The sequence below is a fragment of the Ktedonobacterales bacterium genome (genome assembly GCA_036557285.1).
Classification (GTDB): domain Bacteria; phylum Chloroflexota; class Ktedonobacteria; order Ktedonobacterales; family DATBGS01; genus DATBHW01.
The window spans coordinates 38,450-57,535 of sequence record DATBHW010000033.1; the positions used below are offsets into that span (position 1 = coordinate 38,450).

The following is a 19,086-nucleotide window of genomic DNA, read 5'->3' on the forward strand; positions in this document are numbered from 1 at the left end:
GCTGCCCACGCCGTATACCGATAGAACCCACGTTCTACTAGTTGTAGCATACCAAACCCCACGCGCGCTGTCAAGAGGTTTCTTGAACGAATTTTCCTAAGCGCCTGAGGAGACGCCAGTTAGCCAGCCTGCTCACCTACAAAATCGCCGAACAGATCCATCTGCGAGATCACGCCTCCCTGGAAGCGCGCAATGGAGAGCAGCGCGCCACGCAAGCCTGCTATATCTACCGCCCAGAGGCGACCACCATCGCGCTCCAGCACGAGACAACTTCCCGCTGTTGCCAGCACCCGCCCATGAATAGGTACATCTACGGTCGGAAAGAGCCGCTCAGGCTGTGCGCGCAGGGTCTGCAAGCGAAAAAACTGGCGAAAATCCTCAACCTCTGGCGCGGGCAGCAGCAGAGAGGTTTCCTCCGTTTTGAGATGGCGAGCGACATAGTGAAAGGTTTTATCGATCTCTTCACGCGCCTCATCATCGGCCAGCAAAGGGTAGAGGCCGCGAATCTTGCTGGCTGCGCGGACCCGATCAATCAGCCCCAGATCACAGAGGGCACGTTCCATCCGTCGCGCCGCGAAGCCATCCGGGCAGCGAGCGATCACCGCGCCCAGATGCGCGCCCTGCTCCAAAAAACGCAGCCGCACGCGCCGCTCGATTGCCACACCCACTTTGACGCGCCCTGGCCCAAACGCCGCCAGATAGACCACATGTGGCTCAGAGAGGTAGGGAGCCTGCTCCAGCGCGGCAGGCGAAGGCGTCTCTAACCCAACCCAGCGAGGCATCGCTTCGTGGCGCAGCCATTCAGGCACGCCCTCCAATTCGGCACAGGCCGAACATTGAAAGACGCGGGCGTAATCCGGCCCACGCTCAACGCTCCCCAGTTCCTCGCCTTGCTGCGGGCAGGGCAGGCGCTTAAAAGTCGCGCGATCACGGTAGCCAACACAGAGGCGCAGACGTTCGTGTAGACGAAAAAGCAGGTTCAGACCCGGTTCGATGGGGAAACGACGCAAAGGCGGATCGGCCATGCCAGCAGGCAGCGGCCAGGGACGCAAGAGCAGTTCCAGGCGCGCGTTTCCCTTCGCCTGGCTCTCTGCTCCAGCAGCAGCGCCCGGCTTCGGCGCCCATTCATAAGCAATGAGATGCTGGGAAGGGCGAACAGCAGTAGGATCAAAAACATCTGAAATAGCGCCACGAGCGCCTGGCAGCCTATGCTTTTGGCCCACTTGATCCGGTTTATATGGCCCTGCGGTTCTTGCCTCCGTTGGCATGCGGCTCCTCATCTTCTGTGCGTCAAACGATGCTGTACCGTTTTCTCCCCGCTAGCTCCCCCGCCCTCGTATCACCAGTCTCTCTCTGAACAAGCAGCGAACTGGCAGCACGAATCGTGCCTGAGTCTACTGCGCTCCTTCAGCCTGTCATCATCAGCGTTCTGCTGCATTCATCGCGCATTTCACGCAACCAGGCTCATCTGTATGTGCTTCTATCAGCAGTTAAAGCAACCACTGTGCTATTGCAATCATAACACAACCGCGCAAAAGAAACAAACAGAAGTTCTACTTTTCTATTTTTCCGCCCTGGCATAACCTCTGATCGCCAGCTCATGAAAATGGCCCCTGCCTGGCATCCTTTCGAGCTATCAGGCAGGGGCGTCTTATCGCTGACAAAGCCTCAAGACTTGCCGAGAATCACGCCACCTTTCGGCACAGTTCCCGGCAGATACCAATCGGTGCTGGTCACGCCATCAGCATAATGGACCCTGGCGCGCACCAGCCCATGCGGCAAGACAAATTGCACGATTGGATGCCCCTGCTCGGCCAGCAGCATACTATCGTGCCAGATTGGCGCAGCGCCATCAACGCCGGTGACATTGACCATCGGAGCGCCGTTATCGTTGCCTGCCCAGACACCAATCACATAATCGCTGGTGTAGCCCACTGTCCAGTTATCCTTAAAATCTCCCGTTGTGCCGGTCTTGGCCGCCGCCGGGCGAACGACGCCGGTATGCCCGCTCTGGCACTCCGCGCTGTAGGGCTTGCCATTGTAGAGCATCAGCGGGCTGCACACGCCAAATTCATACTGACGTTCTTTGTCGTCAGAGAGAACATTGGTAATCAGTCCCGCAACCTGCGGGCTGATAATACGTTTGCCTGCATCAGAATGCTGATAGATGAGATTGCCCTGGCTGTCGCGGATCTCCTGGATCATGTACGGAGCCATCCGAATGCCGCCGTTTGCGAAGACGCCGTAGGCTGAAGTCTCATCGAGCAAATGCACGCTCAAGCCGCCCAGCACCATCGAGGGCGCGGGTGTCCCCAGATAACTGCCGATCCCCATAGCCTGAGCCGTTGCCAGCGATGGCTTGATCCCGGCAAACAGCTCTACCTTCACCGCTGGCACATTAAACGAGTTCTGGAGCGCGTGGCGCAGGGTCATCTCGCCGTGGAAGCGATGATCATAATTGACCGGCGAATAGATCGGTTCACCTTCGGAGACAAAGATATGCACTGGCGTATCGCTGATCGCTGTGCCAGGCGACCAACCTTTCTTAAATGCCGTCGCGTAGACAAACGGCTTGAAAGAAGAGCCTGGCTGGCGATACCCCTGCGAGGCCACATCAAACTGGCTGCCTTTCTCAATACTGCCCACCAGCACCTGAATTGCTCCGGTATGGTAATCAATCATCACCACCGATGCGTCTGACATATGATGATGCTTTGCCTGCATGTCTTTAATGTGTGCCTGCGCAATCTTCAAGATTTGGTTTTGCAGGGTCATATTCAGCGTTGTCATCACCTGAAGACCCGAACGGCTCAAAATGCCAGGAGGAATCTGGCCGCTGTCCATCAGCCCCTGCAATTCACGCATCACATAGTTCGAGACGCTGGGGATAGCATTCGTGGCATGCCCTAGATGAATAAAGCCTTTCCTGGCCGCTTCTTGCTCAGCCCGCACCGCGTCGGCTGAAGTGATATAACCTGCCACCACCATCTGCCCAAGCACCGTTTTCTGGCGTTCCAACGCCTGCTCTGTATTGACAGCCGGATCGTACTGCGAGGGCGCTCTAGGCAGCCCGGCCAACATCGCCGCCTGCGCCAGATCAAGCTTACTGGCCGCCGGGTGCTGCGGCGAATCAGGCAGATTGAAGTAGATATGCGCGGCAGCGTCAATCCCATAGGCTTGTTCGCCGTAATAGATCGTATTCAGGTAGAAGCTGAGAATCTCCTGCTTGGAATATTCCCGCGTCGTTCCAAGCGCCAGAATCATCTCGCGCAGCTTGCGATCAAATGTCGGCGCTGGTCCCACGACTGAATTCTTAATCAACTGCTGGGTAATGGTGCTGGCGCCCGATACGATCTCCCCGCTGCGCAGATCATCCGATGCCGCTCGCACCACTGCCAGGAAATCAACACCCTGATTCTGCCAGAAGTCTTTGTCTTCAATGGCAGTGGTCGCGTTAATCGCATTCAGCGAAACCTGGTCAAGCGATACCGTCGTCTGCAACCCCTGATCGGCCAGTTCATAGATCACATTGCCCTGCGAGTCGTAGACTTTCAAACTGTCTTTGGGAAGCTCGGAGACCAGGTTCGTCACCTGTAGCTGCGCATAGGAGTAATAGAGCAAGCCAAGTCCGGCCAACGAGGCAAGCACCATAATCGCCAGAACCGATGGAACCAGCACACTTGCAAACAACCCCACGCCCACACGCCGCTCGTGGCGGCGATAGCGACGGGTGGACGAATGCAAACGCCCGCGTTTCCAGTGCCGACGCAGCACCTGCGCGCGGGTATAGGGCCGCCCCGGCAGCGGCGCTCCAATCGCTGGCGGCCCTGGAGGGATTACTTTCCGTACCGCACGCTCGGTTGTCTCCGGCACAATCAGCGCCCGTTCTTCCGGTATCGCATCCAGTGTTATCTCTTCAGACTCAACCACTGCTGGCAGCGAAACACGCACCGGCAGCAACTGTACACTTAGCACTGGCCCTGTAGGTCGCAGGGGCGTCGTCGCTTTTGATGGCTTCCCCGACAGAGGCTGCTGGAGCGGCTCATCAGGCGTTGGCTCCATCTCCAGCGGCTGCGTTCTGTTTCCGGCTGGTAGCTCATGTGTACTGATCGGGCGGCGATGCCGCAAATGCTGCCAGTGCTGAAAGCGCGTTCCAACAACAGGCGCAGATGCTGCCGCTTTCTCCGCCCAGAGCGCCTCACCAACAGCCTGGCTGCGCTCCCCCCAGAGGTCGTGCAGCTGCGGGCGCAAACTTTCCCAATGGTGAAAACGCGTGCGACCAGCAGGCGTCGAGGAGCCAGAGGAGTGGGGGCGTGGTGATGGCATTGGTGACGACAACGAAGATGACGGTGATGGCTGGTCATCGGCCCCTTCAGGGCGTTCCGTTCGAGAATCCAGAGCCATAGGAGGACTACCCCTCTCGCCGCAAGGCTTCTTACCGGGCTGCGGCGTGAATTGAACGGATAGACGCTAGAAAGGAGGGCTGGCCCTTTCTGGCGCATATCCTAACGCCGGACGATGAATACGCGCTCGCCGATCTCTTACCTGAACCGCGTTGAGAAGAGAGGAGACCGTTGGGCGAAGAGAACTGCTTGTGATACAGCGTTTCCCTATTAAAGAACCACATTCATTAGCAAGAAACGATACGGTTTATTGATGAGCTTACCGCAGAGAAAGCAGCGCCAGGGCGAGCCGTCTATGCGGATACAGGGCTACCAGGAGGCCAGGCTACCAGGACCAGATGACTATTCAACATCCATTCAAGAGACATACACCCCAACACTAGCCGTTGGTTCCTGAGCGTTTCACGCGCGACAACGATAGGAGGATCGTTAGCGGGATGACACACTCAGGGTCATAAGCCAAAGGGCTGACCCTGGTACGTGTCCTCGCGGCGCAAGAGCAGCAGGTACTTGCGATTCTTCATCCTTACATGTTCAGCAAGATGAAACGGCTGGTTCTCCGGCAAGAGGCTGGCGCTAAAAAGAGACTCCACTCTCGCATTCGCAAAACAGGTATGTATACTCATTTGTGCAGACCTCATTGAAGAGTTAAGATAAGCGCTTGAGAGGTCGTGTATGCGTCAAGCACTATGAAGCAATCAGTGGCGCAGGCATGAATATAAGAAGGCCGGGACAGCGTGTATTGAATGCTTCTGTAAGAAGTTGTAGCTTATTCTCATTAAAAATGCAATGCTTTGATCATGTCCATTTGTACACACTTCGACAAACGCATGAGCCTCTTTGGCATCAGCCTTTTACAAGCAGCAAAATGAGGCAGGTGAGCCGCCCTACTTATCGAGGAATCGCCGCCAATCGCTGAGCTTCGGCGGCCTCAGCTTCCGAAAGGCGTCCCAGCGCACGCAGCGCCTCAACCTGGCATTCCCAGACCTCCGCAGCGCGGCGATCCAACCGCAAGGCGCGCTCACAAGCGCCGAGAGCATGGGAATAGCGCTGCAACGCCAGCAACGCGCGCGCCTGATAGAGATAGGTCTCTGGCAGATAGGGATTGAGGGCCAGCGCCCGCTCACTCGCGCTCAGCGCCTCATCTGCCTGCTCAAGAGCCAGCAGCGCCCCAGCCCTCTCGCACCAGGCCAGGCCCAGATAGGGATTAAGCGACAGCGCTTTCTCACTCACGTCGAGGGCTTCCTGGGCGCGTCCCAAACGGCGCAGCAGCGCCGCGCTGCTGCAAAATAGCACCGCATCGCTCTGACGCAGGTGAGCACTCTGCTGATAAGCCGCCAGCGCCTCTTCAACGCGCCCCAGGGCCGCCAGAGCAATCCCCGCGTTCGCCCAGAGCGCCGCTGCCAGTGATGGCGGTATGGACTGCCCCAGAGCGCCAGCCTCCTCCTGCGTCTTTCGACAAAGCTCCAACGCTTCAGCATGCCGACCAGCCTTATTCAACAGCCAGCTTCGGTTGCTGGCTGCCGCCAATGCTGGACGCTGTAGGTTTGCTGCGCGCTCGCAGACCCGCAGCGCCTCAGCATCAGCCCGCAGCGCCGCCAGCGCATAGCCTAACTGCGCCCAGAGCGCACCGCGAGAGGGGTCAGCCTGTGCCGCCTCCTGGCAGGCAGCGCGCGCCTGCTGAAAACGCCGGACCATAGCGCGTGTCCAGAAGTTGTGATGCCAGACCGGCGGAAGCGCCGGAAGCGCCAGCCCGTCGGCATCAGCCCCAATCAGGATGCCATCAGGACGGCTCAAGGCATTGAGCGACCAGACGACATTATCCAGCGCATGCGTCAGCGCAGGGTCTAACGTCAATGCCTGCTGCGCAGCAGCCAGCCCCTCGGCAAAGCGCGCCAGTTCGTTCAACGCCTGGGCTTTGTTGCTCCAGGCGCTGGCGAGTGTCGGAGTCAGGAGAATGGCTTGCTCGCAGGCGGCCAGCGCCTCCTCATAACGTTGCAGCCCATTCAACGCCCAGCCCTTATTATTCCAGGCCAGCGCCAGCGTCTCTTCAAGCGCAATCGCCCGCTCACAGGCTTCCAGGGCTTCGCCATAGCGCCAGAGGCCATTCAGCGCCCAGCCCCGATTGCTCCAGACCACCGGATGCGCTTCGTCGAGCCGCATCGCTTCATCCGATGCCTCCAGGGCTTCAGCAAAATGCCGCAGTTTATTCAGAATCCAGGCCAGGTTATTCCAGACGGCCAGATCGGTTGGATCGCTCACGCTTGCCTGGCGATAGGCGCCGAGCGCCTCCTCATAGCGCCGCAGTTTGATCAGCGCCCAGCCTCTGCAAGCCAGTGTTGGCGGGTATCCTGGCTGGATAGCCAGCGCCCGCTCACTGGCGGCCAGCGCCTCCTCATAGCGGCGCAGTTCGTTCAGCGCCCATGCCCGATTATGCCAGGCTACCGCATCCTTCCCGTCCAGCGCCAACGCTCGCTCGCAGCTTGCCAGCCCTTCTTCAAGCCGACCCAACTTCAAGAGCGCACAGCCTCGATTCGCCCAAAGCGATGCCGTTGGCGGCGCTTGCGCCAGGGCTTGATCGCACAGCGCCAGCGCTTCCTCATAGCGTTTTAAGCCCAGCAGCGCGTGGCTCAGATTACTCCAGGCATGTTTCAGGCGCGCGTCAATACTCAGGGCGCGCCTGCTGGCCTCCAGAGCTTCTTCATAGCGGCGCAGCTCATTCAACGCCCAACTCGCCAGATTCCAGCTGGCGCCATCCGCCGGTTGAAGCGCCAGCGCCTGGCGGCACGCCTCCAACCCTTCGCTTGCATGCCCACGCCTGATCTGCTCAGCGCCCAACTGCCGCCAGAGATCGATCCGGTCAGGGGCCGTGTCAACCATCTGCTGGAGCGCGGCCAGCGCCGATTCTTCCGCATCCGCTTCAGAAGAACCTCTGGCAGCGTCTCCATCCAGGCGCGGCGGCGCGCCCTCCCCAGTTCCCACCTGGACGGCTCGATTTACCTCTACGGCCAGAGCAGGCGCCTGTTCCGGCGCGTCGGAAGACCCATCGCCAATTGTCGCTGCCGCATCCATCTCCTGACTCATCAGCGTCGATCCTTTCTCTATAGCTGCGTTATAACCGCGTTGCCGCGCCGCTTGCCGCATTTGCTTGCCGCATTTCAGGTACGGGAGTGAGACCTGCCGCATCCTCCCCTTGTTGAGCATAGAGAAAATGTTCGAGACTGTCAAGCAAATCCAAAGATCGAGGATCGCTGGCCCCGCTCATAGAGTAGTCCAGGGTGGGCGTTCATCCCACGAAATTGATGCGTTCTTCGTTCGTTTGCTACGGCACCATTTGACAGACATCCTGACGAAATCTATAATTGGGCAATTGGGCGCGGCCAGGCTTTGCCGGATCGGACAGGAAGGGGGAAGTCAATGCTCACATTAGATCGGGAGATTTGCCGGAATCTGGATGCTGTTCTTCAGCGCGAATGGCTTGTCACCAATGGGCTGGGCAGCTACGCCTCCGGTACAGTAGCAGGGGCGAACACCCGTCGCTATCATGGTCTCCTCGTCGCTGCGCTGCGGCCCCCCGTTGCCCGCACAGTGCTGGTAGCAAAAGTTGATGAAGAGGTAGAATACGACCAGCGTACCTTCTACCTGGGCGCGAACGAATACCAGGATGGCACCATCCACCCTGGCGGCTTCGTCCATCTGGAGAGCTTCGCGCTTGAGGACGGCTTGCCTGTTTTTACCTATCGCATTGGCGGCCACGCCGAATTGATGCTGGAAAAGCGTATCTGGATGGAGCGCGGCCAGCAGACCACGTATGTACGCTATCGTCTCTTTCGCCAGCCTTCCCAGGAGCAGAACGAGCCTGCTGCCGCTCAGGCAAATGGCGCGCGAGCCACCACTCAGGCAAATGGCGCGCGAGCAGAAGCAGCGCCAGGCATCACCCTCACCCTCCTGCCCTTTGTCGCCTATCGAGATTATCACGCAGAGCAATATGGCAGCGAAGAGCGCCACTTTACCATCGCAGCCTTGCATGCCAATCAGAACGGCCAGCCAGGCGAAGAACCTGGCATCGCTGGCTGCACGATCACGGCTTTTGAGGGCGCTCAGCCCTATCATCTGATCGCCGTAGGCAGCCAGGCAGATGACCCTGACTTCACGACGATGGGTGTCTGGTACTGGCGCTTTCTGCATCGCAAGGAGCGTGAGCGCGGCCTGCCCGATACCGAAGATTATTATTTGCCTGGCACGTTCCAGGCGCGCCTGACATTAGCGAACAAAGGCGCACACGCTCAGGATACCCTGACCTTGATTCTGACCGCAGAACCTCGCTGGCACAACTATACGCGCCCTGGCGCTCCGGCAAAATCCTTGCAGCGCACCCTCGCCCGTCAGCACGAGATCGCTGGCAATGATCTCCAGCATCTAGGTGAACGGGATCGAAGCTTCCTGCAACAGCTTCGCCTGGCGGCTGATCAGTTTCTGGTCGCTCGCCTGTCCAACGGCAGCAAGCTTACTGGCTCCAACGCCCATACCACCCTCATTGCTGGCTACCACTGGTTCACCGATTGGAGCCGCGATACCATGATTAGCCTGCCAGGGCTTACACTGGCAACCGGGCGATTTGAGGAAGCGCGGAGCCTGCTTCAGCATTTCGCGCGCTATCTTGACCGGGGTATGCTGCCGAACCGCTTCCCTGACAGCGGCGAGAACCTGACCGACGCCGACTATAACACCGCAGACGCTACCCTGTGGTATTTTCACGCCCTGGATCAATACCTGCGCCTCAGCGGCGACACTTCTCTGCTCGGCAGTCTTTTCCCGGCGCTGGAGGAGGTTATTACCTGGCATCAGCGCGGCACACGCTTTGGTATTCATGCCGATGAGCACGATGGATTGCTGGCGGCAGGAGAGGCTGGAGTGCAACTGACCTGGATGGACGCCAAGGCCGATGACTGGGTTGTTACGCCACGCAGCGGCAAACCCGTTGAGATCAACGCCCTCTGGTATAACGCCCTGCGGCTGATGGAGGAATGGGCCACAGGGCAAGGCAAAGACCCCCTGCCCTATGGGGCCGCTGCTGCGCGCTGCCGCGAAAGTTTCAATCAACGCTTCTGGTATGAATCCGGCGCATACCTCGCTGATGTCGTTGATGGCCCCGATGGCGACGATACCAGTCTGCGGCCCAATCAAGTCCTCGCTATCTCCCTGCCGCATCCTGTTCTGGAGACGGCTCGCTGGCAGTCAGTGCTGGATGCCCTGACACGGCATCTGCTCACCTCAGTAGGATTGCGCACTCTGAACCAGGCGCATCCAGCCTATCGGGGCCATTATACAGGCGACCGCTATATGCGAGACGGCGCTTATCACCAGGGGGCTGTCTGGGTCTGGCTGATTGGCCCCTATCTCGACGCCCGTTTGCGCGTCTGGGGGTCCGAAGACGCGGGCGCGCGCTCCCACGAAGAGGAACGCTGCCGAGGCATACTGGAAGCCTTCCTCGACCATCTTGGGCAGGCTGGCATGGGCAGTATCAGCGAAATATTCGACGGCGAAGCCCCCCACACTCCGCGCGGCTGTATCGCCCAGGCATGGAGTGTCGCCGAAGTCCTGCGACTCTTGTCGCGCTGCCACCATATCGCGCCAAAGCCTGATTCGCCAGCGTCGCTCACCAGCAAAGCGCGCGGACGCCGAACACGCTCCACCTGAATGCGCCCAGGGAGAAGCGCCCCCAACCACGCCGCTGCTCCAACTGGAGCTATGGAAGGGATGGGAAAAGAAATGCTATCAGGAAATGCTATACTTTCAGTATCGTGAGTGCTGCTGCATTGGATAGGACTTCGCTAATGGCTGACTTGCCAGCCCCCACCTCCTGGGGACAGCATCGCCTTATATGGGGCGTCCAGACCTACATCATGGGCATCTTGAACATTACCCCGGACTCGTTTTCTGGCGATGGGCTTATCGTAGCAGGCGCGCCGCGCCCAGAAGTGATCGAGCGCGCCATCACTCAAGCTCAGCACATGGTAGCAGATGGCGCCGAACTCATTGATGTTGGCGGCGAATCCACTCGTCCCAGCACAGAACTTGCCCCGCCGATTTCGGCAGAGCTTGAGCGCCAGCGCGTCATTCCGGTCATCGAGCAACTCGCAGCCGTTTTGCCAGCCTCTATCATCATCTCTGCTGACACGTACAAAGCGCCCGTAGCGGAGGCGGCTCTTGATGCAGGCGCTGCACTGGTCAATGACATTTCGGGCTTGCAGGGCGATCCCCAGATGGCCTCACTGGTAGCCGCGCGGCAGGTTCCGGTTGTGCTGATGAGCAATCTGCGAGGCCAGACGCGGCGCGATCCGGTCGGAGATGTCACACGCCAGCTAGCTCGCAGCGTTCAACTCGCCCTGGATGCGGGGATTGCCTGGGATCATCTTATTCTTGATCCTGGCTTTGGGTTCGGGCTTGCCGGAGCAGAAAATCTGCGCGTCCTGGCGCGTCTTGGGGAACTGCGCGCGCTGGGGCGCCCCTTGCTGGTAGGCACGTCGCGCAAATCTCACATCGGCCTGGTGCTGGGGACGCCCGCCGATGATCGCCTTGAAGGCACAGCCGCAACGGTAGCACTCAGCATTGCCTATGGCGCTGACATGGTGCGCGTTCACGATGTCCGCCAGATGGCGCGGGTTGTGCGCATGACGGACGCGGTGGTGCGCGGCTGGCCGAAGGAAGAAGTCTGATGCGCTCGGATACGCTTGAGACCGTCAGGTGGCTTTCTTCGTTCCATGACACCGAGCGGAGCGGCCAGTTTGTCTCCGATGGCGAGGGAAGCCTGAACCGCGAGCGCGCCCTCCTTGCCCTGCTGGACAACCCGCAGCGAGCTTATAAAATTACCCACGTAGCAGGGACCAAGGGCAAAGGTTCAGTGAGCGCGATGCTCGCCGCTATCCTGCGCGCGGCAGGTGTGCAGGTTGGGTTGTACACCCAGCCCGACCTGCACACCTGGCATGAGCGGATACGCATCAACCAGCAAATCATCACGGAGAACGAGGCGCTTCAGGCGCTCCCACGCCTGAAAGACGCCCTGGCGCGGATAGACCTTGCCCCGGGCGATTATCTCACCTACGAAGTCGTGACCGCCCTGGCTTTTCTCGCTTTCCGCGAGGCTCACGTCGAGCATGCTGTGATCGAAGTCGGCCTCGGCGGGCGGCTGGATGCAACCAACGTCGTCGAGCCGGCGGTGACGGTCATCACCTCCATCAGCTACGACCACATGGCGGTCCTCGGCGCGACGCTCTCAGAAATCGCGCGCGAGAAAGGCGGCATTATCAAACCGGGCGTTCCGCTCGTCTGCTCCGCACAGGCTTCCGAAGCGGTTGGCGTCATCACCCGCATCTGCGCCGAGCGCGGAGCGCCGCTGCTGCGCGTGGGGCCAGTTGGAACGGCTGGCTGCTCTTATTGGTATCAGCCGCGCGCCGTTGAAAGTGAGCGGCAGTGGGGCGATGTGCAGACGCCTTTGCGAACGTATCAAAACCTGGAATTGCGTTTGCTTGGAACCCATCAACTGGAGAATGCCACAGCCGCCATTGCTGCCGCCGAGCAACTTGGCAGCGCCGGAGCGGCTCTTGATGAAGCGGCCATCCGCCGGGGATTGCAGGAGGTCTCCTGGCCTGGACGCCTGCAAGTGGTGAGACGCCAGCCCTGGATTGTCATTGATGGCGCACACAACGCCGATTCATTCGCCAGACTCTTTGCTGCGCTGCGTCGGCACTTCGCGTTCGAGCGACTGATCCTGGTGCTAGGGGTGATGGCCGATAAAGACCTGCCAGGGATTATGAGAGAGATCGAGCGGGCAGGTGTCACTCAGGCATTCGTGACGGCGATGGCCCATCCGCGCGCAGCCGCTCCCGATAAGCTGGCCCACCTTCTGAGCGTGCGAGCGCCGCAGATAGCCATCCACACACACGCAGAAAGCGCGGCGGCGCTGTCTGACGCCCTCTCCGCAGCCGGGCCACACGATTTGCTTTGTGTGGCTGGATCATTGGCGCTGGCGGGGGAGGCGCTGCGGTGGTTCAACGGACAATCAGGCAACCACTAAGATTCCGCGCGTGCGCCGATCTCTCCATTCTCCCACGCTGGCCTTCGGCTCAAAAGCCTTGCAGCGCTTCCCCAGGGCTGCTAAAATAACCTTCAGTTGCGTCAGCGATACCCGGCGGAGCAATCCCTATGATGGTCTCTCTGCGATGCGTAATCAGGCTGCCCGGCCTCTGGCTGGGGGCCAGGATACACAATTGGCATTTTCGCCGGACCTTGCGCAGCGCGCTGGCAGGCAAACAATCTTTGCGCCCTTCCCAGAAAGAAAGCCGAATGAAGCGAAAAATATTACTCATTCGTCATGGTCAGGCGACCTTTAACGTTGAACATCGTTTACCAGGGCAGTTGCCTGGCATTGCGCTCACCGAAGAGGGAAAACGCCAGGCGCAGCAGACCGGCGAAGCGCTGGCCGGGCTGCCCATCAGCGCCATTATCAGCAGCCCTCTGGAGCGCGCCCGCGACACTGCCGCGCTCGTTGCCAGGCCGCGCGACATCCCCATTCAGCTTGACGCTGATCTGGCAGATACCAACGTGGGGAAGTGGGCAGGCATGAATTATAATGAGCTTTCCAAGAGCGACGACGCCGAGTGGAAGTTGTATGCCAGGACCATGAGCGCCGCGCCGCCGGGGGTCGAGAGCGGCCTGGATGTCCAGGCGCGCGCTGTACGAGCCGCCGAGCGCGCCCGCCGCGCGCCCGATCTCGGCGAATATGTCGCCCTGGTGGCTCACGCCGATGTCATCAAGCTCATCGTCGCGTATTATACCGGGATGCCCCACCAGTGTATTCACTCGCTCAGCATAGACAACGCCTCTGTGACCATGCTGGCCTTTGGCGAACATGAACATCCCCCAGCGGTACTCGCGCTCAACTGGACACCATCGCCTGGCTGGCTGACCTATACACCAGAACCACCTGCCGAAACGCAGGTACAGGCTGATGGGCAGGTCACAGCGGCGCAAGCGACGACCAATGAGGGGAGCCAGGACACAGCAACTCAGAACGAAACGACGCCTGCTGCCACAGCAGCGCCGCAAGATTGACAGTAATACAAGCAATTCCTCAATCGCCAGCAGTGCGCGTATCAGCAAAAGAAGGAGCCAGACTGTGTTCGACGCCCGCAACCTGTACGAGCGGCATATGTGGCATTATGAATCCGACAGGCCGCTTACTGTAGCCCAACTTATCGCCCTGGGCAGCCTGGATGTTCACACCGCCGCGTTGCTCTGGCTGCTGATAGAGCGCCACATCTCCTACATCATCTCCGGGCCAACCAGCCCCACGCCAGGTGTCGGCAAGACCACAACACTCAACGCCATGCTTGATTTTCTGCCCGACGGAACCTCCCTGGTCTATACCTCTGGCATGTTCGAGCGATTTGACTTCCGCGAGGTAACGGAGCCAGAGACAACCTGTATCCTTTGCAACGAGGTCAGCGATCACCTGCGCATTTATATGTGGGGGCGTGTGGCCCGGCGCTTCCTCGACCTCCCCGCAGAGGGCTATGCCATCGCTACCAGCATGCACGCTGATACGCTGGATGATGTGCTGAGCGCGCTCATGGGCGATCTGCATCTTTCAGCAGAGCAAATGGCCCACCTGGGAGTCATTGTCAACATCGGCATTGTTGGGCGGGTCTGGCCGCCGCGCCGCCGCTTCCTGACCGTCAATCTGCTGCATCCAAAAGCTCCCGAGGCTCTTGCTGCCCCCGGTGCGCAGCAAGATGAAAAAGCATCCGCAGGCATCTTGCTCGGCCCGGCAAGTGAACACCTCGCCATTCTTCCCCTTTCGCAGTGGGAAGCCAAAGGCGATTGTTTTACTCACCCGGATGCCGATACACTCGCTCAAGTTGCGGCCTTCCTCAAGATGGCCCCCCCTGCTTTCAACGCGGCCCTGCAACGCCGCGTCGGTTGCCTGCAAGAACTGGCGGAAGGCAACGGCGCTGGGCAGCGCCCGTTGCGTCGGGCCATCGCCAGGCTGCGTGAGGAAGAGGAGCGCGAGCAGAAGACGGATGCCCATCACGACGACGCGCAAGCCTGAGCGCAGTTTTTCAGAACTCACCTCATCCTCCCCCGGAATTGGCACAAAACTTGCCTGAAAGCGTGCTAGAGGGACTTCAACCACCGCAGCGATCCGGTAAAAAAATGCTGCCAGGTTCACGCTCTTGTTTGGCAGGTCTACAATTGTAGGAGGAGGACTATCTTATGATGCAGAAAAAGCTGCAACAGCAAACGCTTACCGTTGGCGAGTTGTGCGCGGCCATTTCAGAAGGCCGCCTGCCCGCTACGTTGCACGATAATGAGTGGTATCAGGTCAATGGACGAGAGCTGCGTCGCTTTGTCACTGGGCAGCCGCGCACAGCCACCTCTGCCGAGCACATCCCGCGCACAATAAAGGGCTAGATAAAACTCTACAGAAGAGCGTCCGGTTATGGTGCGCCGGATGCTCTTCTTTGAGAAACATTCGTTCTCTGGAAAGAAGCGAATTAGCAATTGGCTGTTGCCGCCTGCCAGTATTTACTGGTCGGGGCATGACCCAGGAATGCAGTGATAAAGCTGGTCGCTTCGACCACTTTCTCCAGATCGACCCTAGTTTCAATCCCCAGGCCATGCAGCATATACAATAAGTCTTCGGTTGCCAGGTTGCCAGCCGCGCCCGGCGCATAGGGGCAGCCGCCCAATCCACCAGCCGAAGAGTCAAACGTCGTCACCCCCAACTGCAAGCCGGTCAGCACGTTTGCCAGTGCCGTACCGCGCGTATCGTGAAAGTGCAGGCCCAACTTCTCCAGCGGTACCCGCCTGATCAGCAGCGAGACGACTTCCACTACCTGATCTGGCGTAGCGACGCCAATCGTATCCCCCAGCGACAGTTCATCCACCCCCAGGTCTAGCAGGCGCGCGGCCACCTCCAGCGTCTTCTCAGGCGATACAGCGCCTTCATACGGGCAGCCAAACACCGTTGAGATATAGCCGCGTACCGGCACGCTCTCGCGGCGCGCCAGTTCTATTACCGGACGGAAGTTTTCCAGGCTCTCGGCAATCGTGGCATGAATATTATGTTGGGCGAACGTCTCCGAAGCAGCGGTAAAAACCGCCACTGAGCGCGCGCCAGCCGCCAGGGCGCGCTCCATCCCCTTCTGGTTGGGGACCAATACCGGATAATTGACGCCCGCGCGCCGCGTAATTCCGGCCATCACTTCGCTGGCATCCGCCAATTGTGGAATCGCTTTTGGGCTAACAAACGATGTTGCCTCCACTGCGCCAAAGCCAGCCGCCGAAAGCAGATCAATAAACTTGATCTTTTCGGCGGTAGGTATCTGCGCTTTCTCGTTCTGCAAGCCATCCCTTGGCCCCACCTCGACGATTCGCACTTGCTTTGGCAAGCTCTCAAAAAGCGCCATTGCTTTCGCTCGCTCCTTCCAGAACTGGCTGATCCGATGGCCCTATTTTGCGCCAGACTCCTCAATATCAGGCTCGCTCGCAGCCGCCCCCTCCTCGCCAAGCTCCACCAGCGTTGCACCACCAGGAACCGCCTCGCCCTCGGCAAAGGGCAGGCGGCGCACAACCGCCGCGCGAGGCGCAGTAATCACATGCTCCATTTTCATCGCGCTCAGCACCAGCAAGGGCTGTCGCGCCTGCACATGTTCGCCCTCGCGCACATGCGCCTTCACAATCGTCCCTGGCATGGGCGCAACCAGCTTCTGCTGTGCCGCCCCACCCAACGCGCCAGCCGCCGCGACATCAACATCCAGCGGGCGCGGCCTCTCCAGCCGATAGCTTACACCCCTCCAGAACACTACTGTCTCATAGCCCTGCCGCGTCACATACGCCAGGCTCATCTGAGCGCCAATCTCCATCATAATCGCACCCTTTGAGAGCAGATTCAGCGTCACCCCCAGCCGTCGCATACTCCGTTCGGGCGGCTCGCCCGCGCCTTTAACGACTATACGAACACCCCACCTGGAAGCGCCAGGCTCCGGCGCTAATGTGAGCTGATATTCCTTCCCACGATAGCTATAAACACCTGTTTGCTCGCCCCCCCGCCGTAACGCGCCGCCCTGCGTCCAGGGGTTAAACCGGCGATGACCCGCAGCGAATCGCCCGCTCCCACGATTGGCCCTGGCGCGATCAGACCCATCAAGCACTTCTACGCCCGCCGCCGCCAGCAGCGGCTCAGCCGGTAACTCCGGGTGCTCAAGCTCGGCGCTCAGGTCGTGCTTCACCAGAAAATCGGTAAACGTCCGGCCAGCCGCAAAATCGGGGTGAGCAGCAATCGCCCGCAGCAGCGGCAGATTCGTCTCCACGCCCAGCACAACCCAGTGTTCCAAGGCCCAGCGCAGCCGCTCTAATGCCGATTGCCGATCTTCGCCATAGACAATCAGCTTTGCCAGCATCGGGTCATAATACACCGTTACCTCGCTGCCTCCGGCAACGCCGCTGTCCACACGCACCCCAGGAGCGCGCGGCGGCTCAAAGACCTCTATCCTCCCAGTTGACGGCAGAAAATCTTGAGCCGGGTCTTCGGCATAGAGCCGCATCTCAATCGCGTGGCCGCGCGGCGCAATCTCTTCCTGGCTCAGACCCAGCGGCTCCCCGGCAGCAATCATGATCTGATGCTTTACCAGATCAGCGCCTGTCACCCACTCAGTCACAGGATGCTCCACCTGGAGGCGCGTATTCATCTCCAGAAAGTAATAGCGCCCATCCGTATCCAGCAGGAACTCGACGGTGCCAGCGTTCACATACCCAGCCGCCTGCGCCACGCGCACTGCCGCCGCGCCCATCTCGGCGCGCAGTTCCGGCGTCAGCGCCACTGACGGGCTTTCCTCGACAATCTTCTGATGCCGCCGCTGGATAGAGCATTCGCGCTCGCCCAGGTGAACCGCCTGGCCGCGCAGATCGGCCAGAATCTGAAACTCCACATGACGCGGCTCGACAAGCAGCTTCTCCAGAAACATCTGCTCGCTGCCGAACGCGCCCAGCGCCTCGCGTTTTGCTCCCGCCAGCGCCTCGGCAAAGCCCTCCTCGCCAAAGAGCGCGCGCATTCCTTTGCCCCCACCGCCATCGGTGGGCTTGAGCATCACCGGAAAGCCGATGCGCCGCGCCTCAGCCAAAAAGCGTGCGGCGCTCTGATCCTCACCAGCATAGCCGGGGACCGTCGGAACACCGACCCGTTGGGCGATCTCTTTTGCCGCCGTCTTTGACCCCAGCAAGCGAATCGCTTCAGGCGTTGGGCCGATAAAGACAATGCCCGCCGTGTCGCATGCTTCGGCAAACGCAGCATTCTCCGAAAGAAAGCCATAGCCTGGATGAATCGCCTGCGCGCCACAGCGCCGCGCCACCTCGATAATCGCCGGAATATGCAGATAGCTTTGCGCGGCGGACGCTGGCCCGATGCTGTACGCCTCGTCAGCCATCTGCACATGCAGCGCCGCGCGATCAGCCTCCGAATAGACGGCCACCGCTGTAATCCCCAACGCCTGGCAGGCAGCCATCACACGAACCGCGATCTCCCCCCGATTTGCTACAAGGATTTTTGTAAACATCGCCATCTCTATTCAGCCCAGCTTGCGCTCCGCTTCTCCAGAAAGGCCCGGATGCCTTCCTGTCCCTCCTGGCTGGTGCGCAGTGCTGCAATCGTCTCAGCAGTCAGTTGTCGCGCCGCCTCGTACCCCAGCCCAGGTACAGCGTGGAAGAGCGTTTTCGTTGCCTTGATGCCCATCGGCCCGCTGCTCAGCAGGTTCTTCAGCGTCTCCTCGACGGCAGCGTCCAGTTGCTCCATCGGAACGACACGATGAGCCAGCCCAATCTCACGGGCGCGCGTCGCATCAAATTGTTCGCCCGTCAGCCCCAGCGCCCGCGCGTAGCCAGCGCCGATGCGCCGCAGCACAAAGGGCGAGATCACCGCCGGACCGATGCCCAGCCGCACCTCAGTCAGCCCAAAGCGCGTCCCCTCGGCGGCAATAACGACATCGCAGACACACGCCAGGCCCACGCCGCCGCCAAGCGCAGCGCCATGAATACGGCCAACCACTGGCTTGGGGCAGGTATCAATCGCCGTAAACATATCCGACATGCGCAGCGCATCGGCAATATTTTCTTCGCGTGTATAGTCCAGGCTGGCGCGCATCCAGTTCAGATCGGCTCCCGCAGAAAAGAGCGGCCCCGCGCCCGCAAGCACAATGGCCCGCACCCGCTCATCTGCACCCAGCGTGGCAAAGCACCGCTGTAAATCAGCGATGAGTTCCGCGTTAAAGGCGTTGCGCACCTCTGGCCGGTTCAACGTCACCTGGACCACCGCGCCTTCGGCGGCGGGTGCTTGGCCTCGCCGGGCTCGGCCAGTCTCGCTTCCGTTGGTCGCTCGCGCGACCGCGCCGCGCCGCTCAACCAGCAGGTGACGATAGGTTCCCTCATCGGACATGGCTCCTCCTCGTGCCATTCATAGTACTTTCAGGAGCAGAACGCCCTGCTTCTTCATCTGAGCATAGCATCTGGCCGATGCGCCCGCAAGCCCTGCGATACCATTTCCGGTTTCAATCCGCCTGCTCAGAATCTTTCTATAGTCCCGCTTGCCATGGTCCGCTATAATACAAGAAGTTTGCCGGTCTGCCTG

Annotated in this window: 12 protein-coding genes; 6 read left to right on the plus strand and 6 right to left on the minus strand. The window is 60.0% G+C overall.

All coding sequences use genetic code 11. The features are described from left to right. Positions 1–119: 119 nt before the first annotated feature. The 3 genes from VH599_09700 to VH599_09710 all read right to left on the minus strand — a co-directional run bounded on the left by VH599_09700 (position 120) and on the right by VH599_09710 (position 7,487). On the minus strand, positions 120–1,268 hold the full coding sequence (locus tag VH599_09700) for a DUF2797 domain-containing protein (GenBank protein ID HEY7348574.1): 1,149 nt from the start codon (positions 1,266–1,268) through the stop codon (positions 120–122). 400 nt (positions 1,269–1,668) lie between these two features. Continuing rightward, positions 1,669–4,251: a transglycosylase domain-containing protein gene (locus VH599_09705; protein HEY7348575.1), complete on the minus strand. Its 2,583-nt coding sequence runs from the start codon at positions 4,249–4,251 to the stop codon at positions 1,669–1,671. Positions 4,252–5,294: 1,043 nt separating this feature from the next. Continuing rightward, positions 5,295–7,487, minus strand: coding sequence for a tetratricopeptide repeat protein (locus VH599_09710; GenBank protein ID HEY7348576.1), 2,193 nt, complete (start codon positions 7,485–7,487; stop codon positions 5,295–5,297). A gap of 333 nt (positions 7,488–7,820) precedes the next feature. On the opposite strand from VH599_09710, the gene VH599_09715 reads away from it, so the two are divergent. From VH599_09715 to VH599_09740, 6 genes are all read left to right on the plus strand, one after another. Further along, on the plus strand, positions 7,821–10,103 hold the full coding sequence (locus tag VH599_09715; GenBank protein HEY7348577.1) for an amylo-alpha-1,6-glucosidase: 2,283 nt from the start codon (positions 7,821–7,823) through the stop codon (positions 10,101–10,103). 137 nt (positions 10,104–10,240) lie between these two features. Continuing rightward, positions 10,241–11,122: a dihydropteroate synthase gene (gene folP / locus VH599_09720; protein ID HEY7348578.1), complete on the plus strand. Its 882-nt coding sequence runs from the start codon at positions 10,241–10,243 to the stop codon at positions 11,120–11,122. Continuing rightward, positions 11,122–12,480, plus strand: a complete 1,359-nt coding sequence (locus VH599_09725) for a folylpolyglutamate synthase/dihydrofolate synthase family protein (protein ID HEY7348579.1) — start codon at positions 11,122–11,124, stop codon at positions 12,478–12,480. The genes folP and VH599_09725 overlap by 1 nt, the downstream gene beginning before the upstream one ends. A 269-nt stretch (positions 12,481–12,749) precedes the next feature. Further along, positions 12,750–13,517: a histidine phosphatase family protein gene (locus VH599_09730; protein HEY7348580.1), complete on the plus strand. Its 768-nt coding sequence runs from the start codon at positions 12,750–12,752 to the stop codon at positions 13,515–13,517. Positions 13,518–13,581: 64 nt separating this feature from the next. Then, positions 13,582–14,514 carry a hypothetical protein gene (locus tag VH599_09735; GenBank protein HEY7348581.1) on the plus strand — a complete coding sequence of 311 codons (933 nt, stop codon included), beginning with the start codon at positions 13,582–13,584 and terminating at the stop codon, positions 14,512–14,514. 164 nt (positions 14,515–14,678) lie between these two features. Further along, a complete protein-coding gene (locus VH599_09740; GenBank protein HEY7348582.1) occupies positions 14,679–14,876 on the plus strand; it encodes a hypothetical protein in 198 nt (65 codons plus the stop codon). 83 nt (positions 14,877–14,959) lie between these two features. Here the strand turns inward: VH599_09740 and VH599_09745 are convergent, their stop codons facing one another. From VH599_09745 to VH599_09755, 3 genes are read right to left on the minus strand one after another with little or no spacing between them, the layout of a single operon-like run. After that, entirely contained in the window at positions 14,960–15,874 is a 915-nt protein-coding gene (locus VH599_09745; GenBank protein HEY7348583.1) for a hydroxymethylglutaryl-CoA lyase, read from the minus strand. 42 nt (positions 15,875–15,916) lie between these two features. Further along, positions 15,917–18,019 carry an acetyl-CoA carboxylase biotin carboxylase subunit gene (locus tag VH599_09750; GenBank protein ID HEY7348584.1) on the minus strand — a complete coding sequence of 701 codons (2,103 nt, stop codon included), beginning with the start codon at positions 18,017–18,019 and terminating at the stop codon, positions 15,917–15,919. 8 nt (positions 18,020–18,027) lie between these two features. Then, positions 18,028–18,894, minus strand: coding sequence for an enoyl-CoA hydratase-related protein (locus VH599_09755; GenBank protein ID HEY7348585.1), 867 nt, complete (start codon positions 18,892–18,894; stop codon positions 18,028–18,030). Positions 18,895–19,086: the final 192 nt, after the last annotated feature.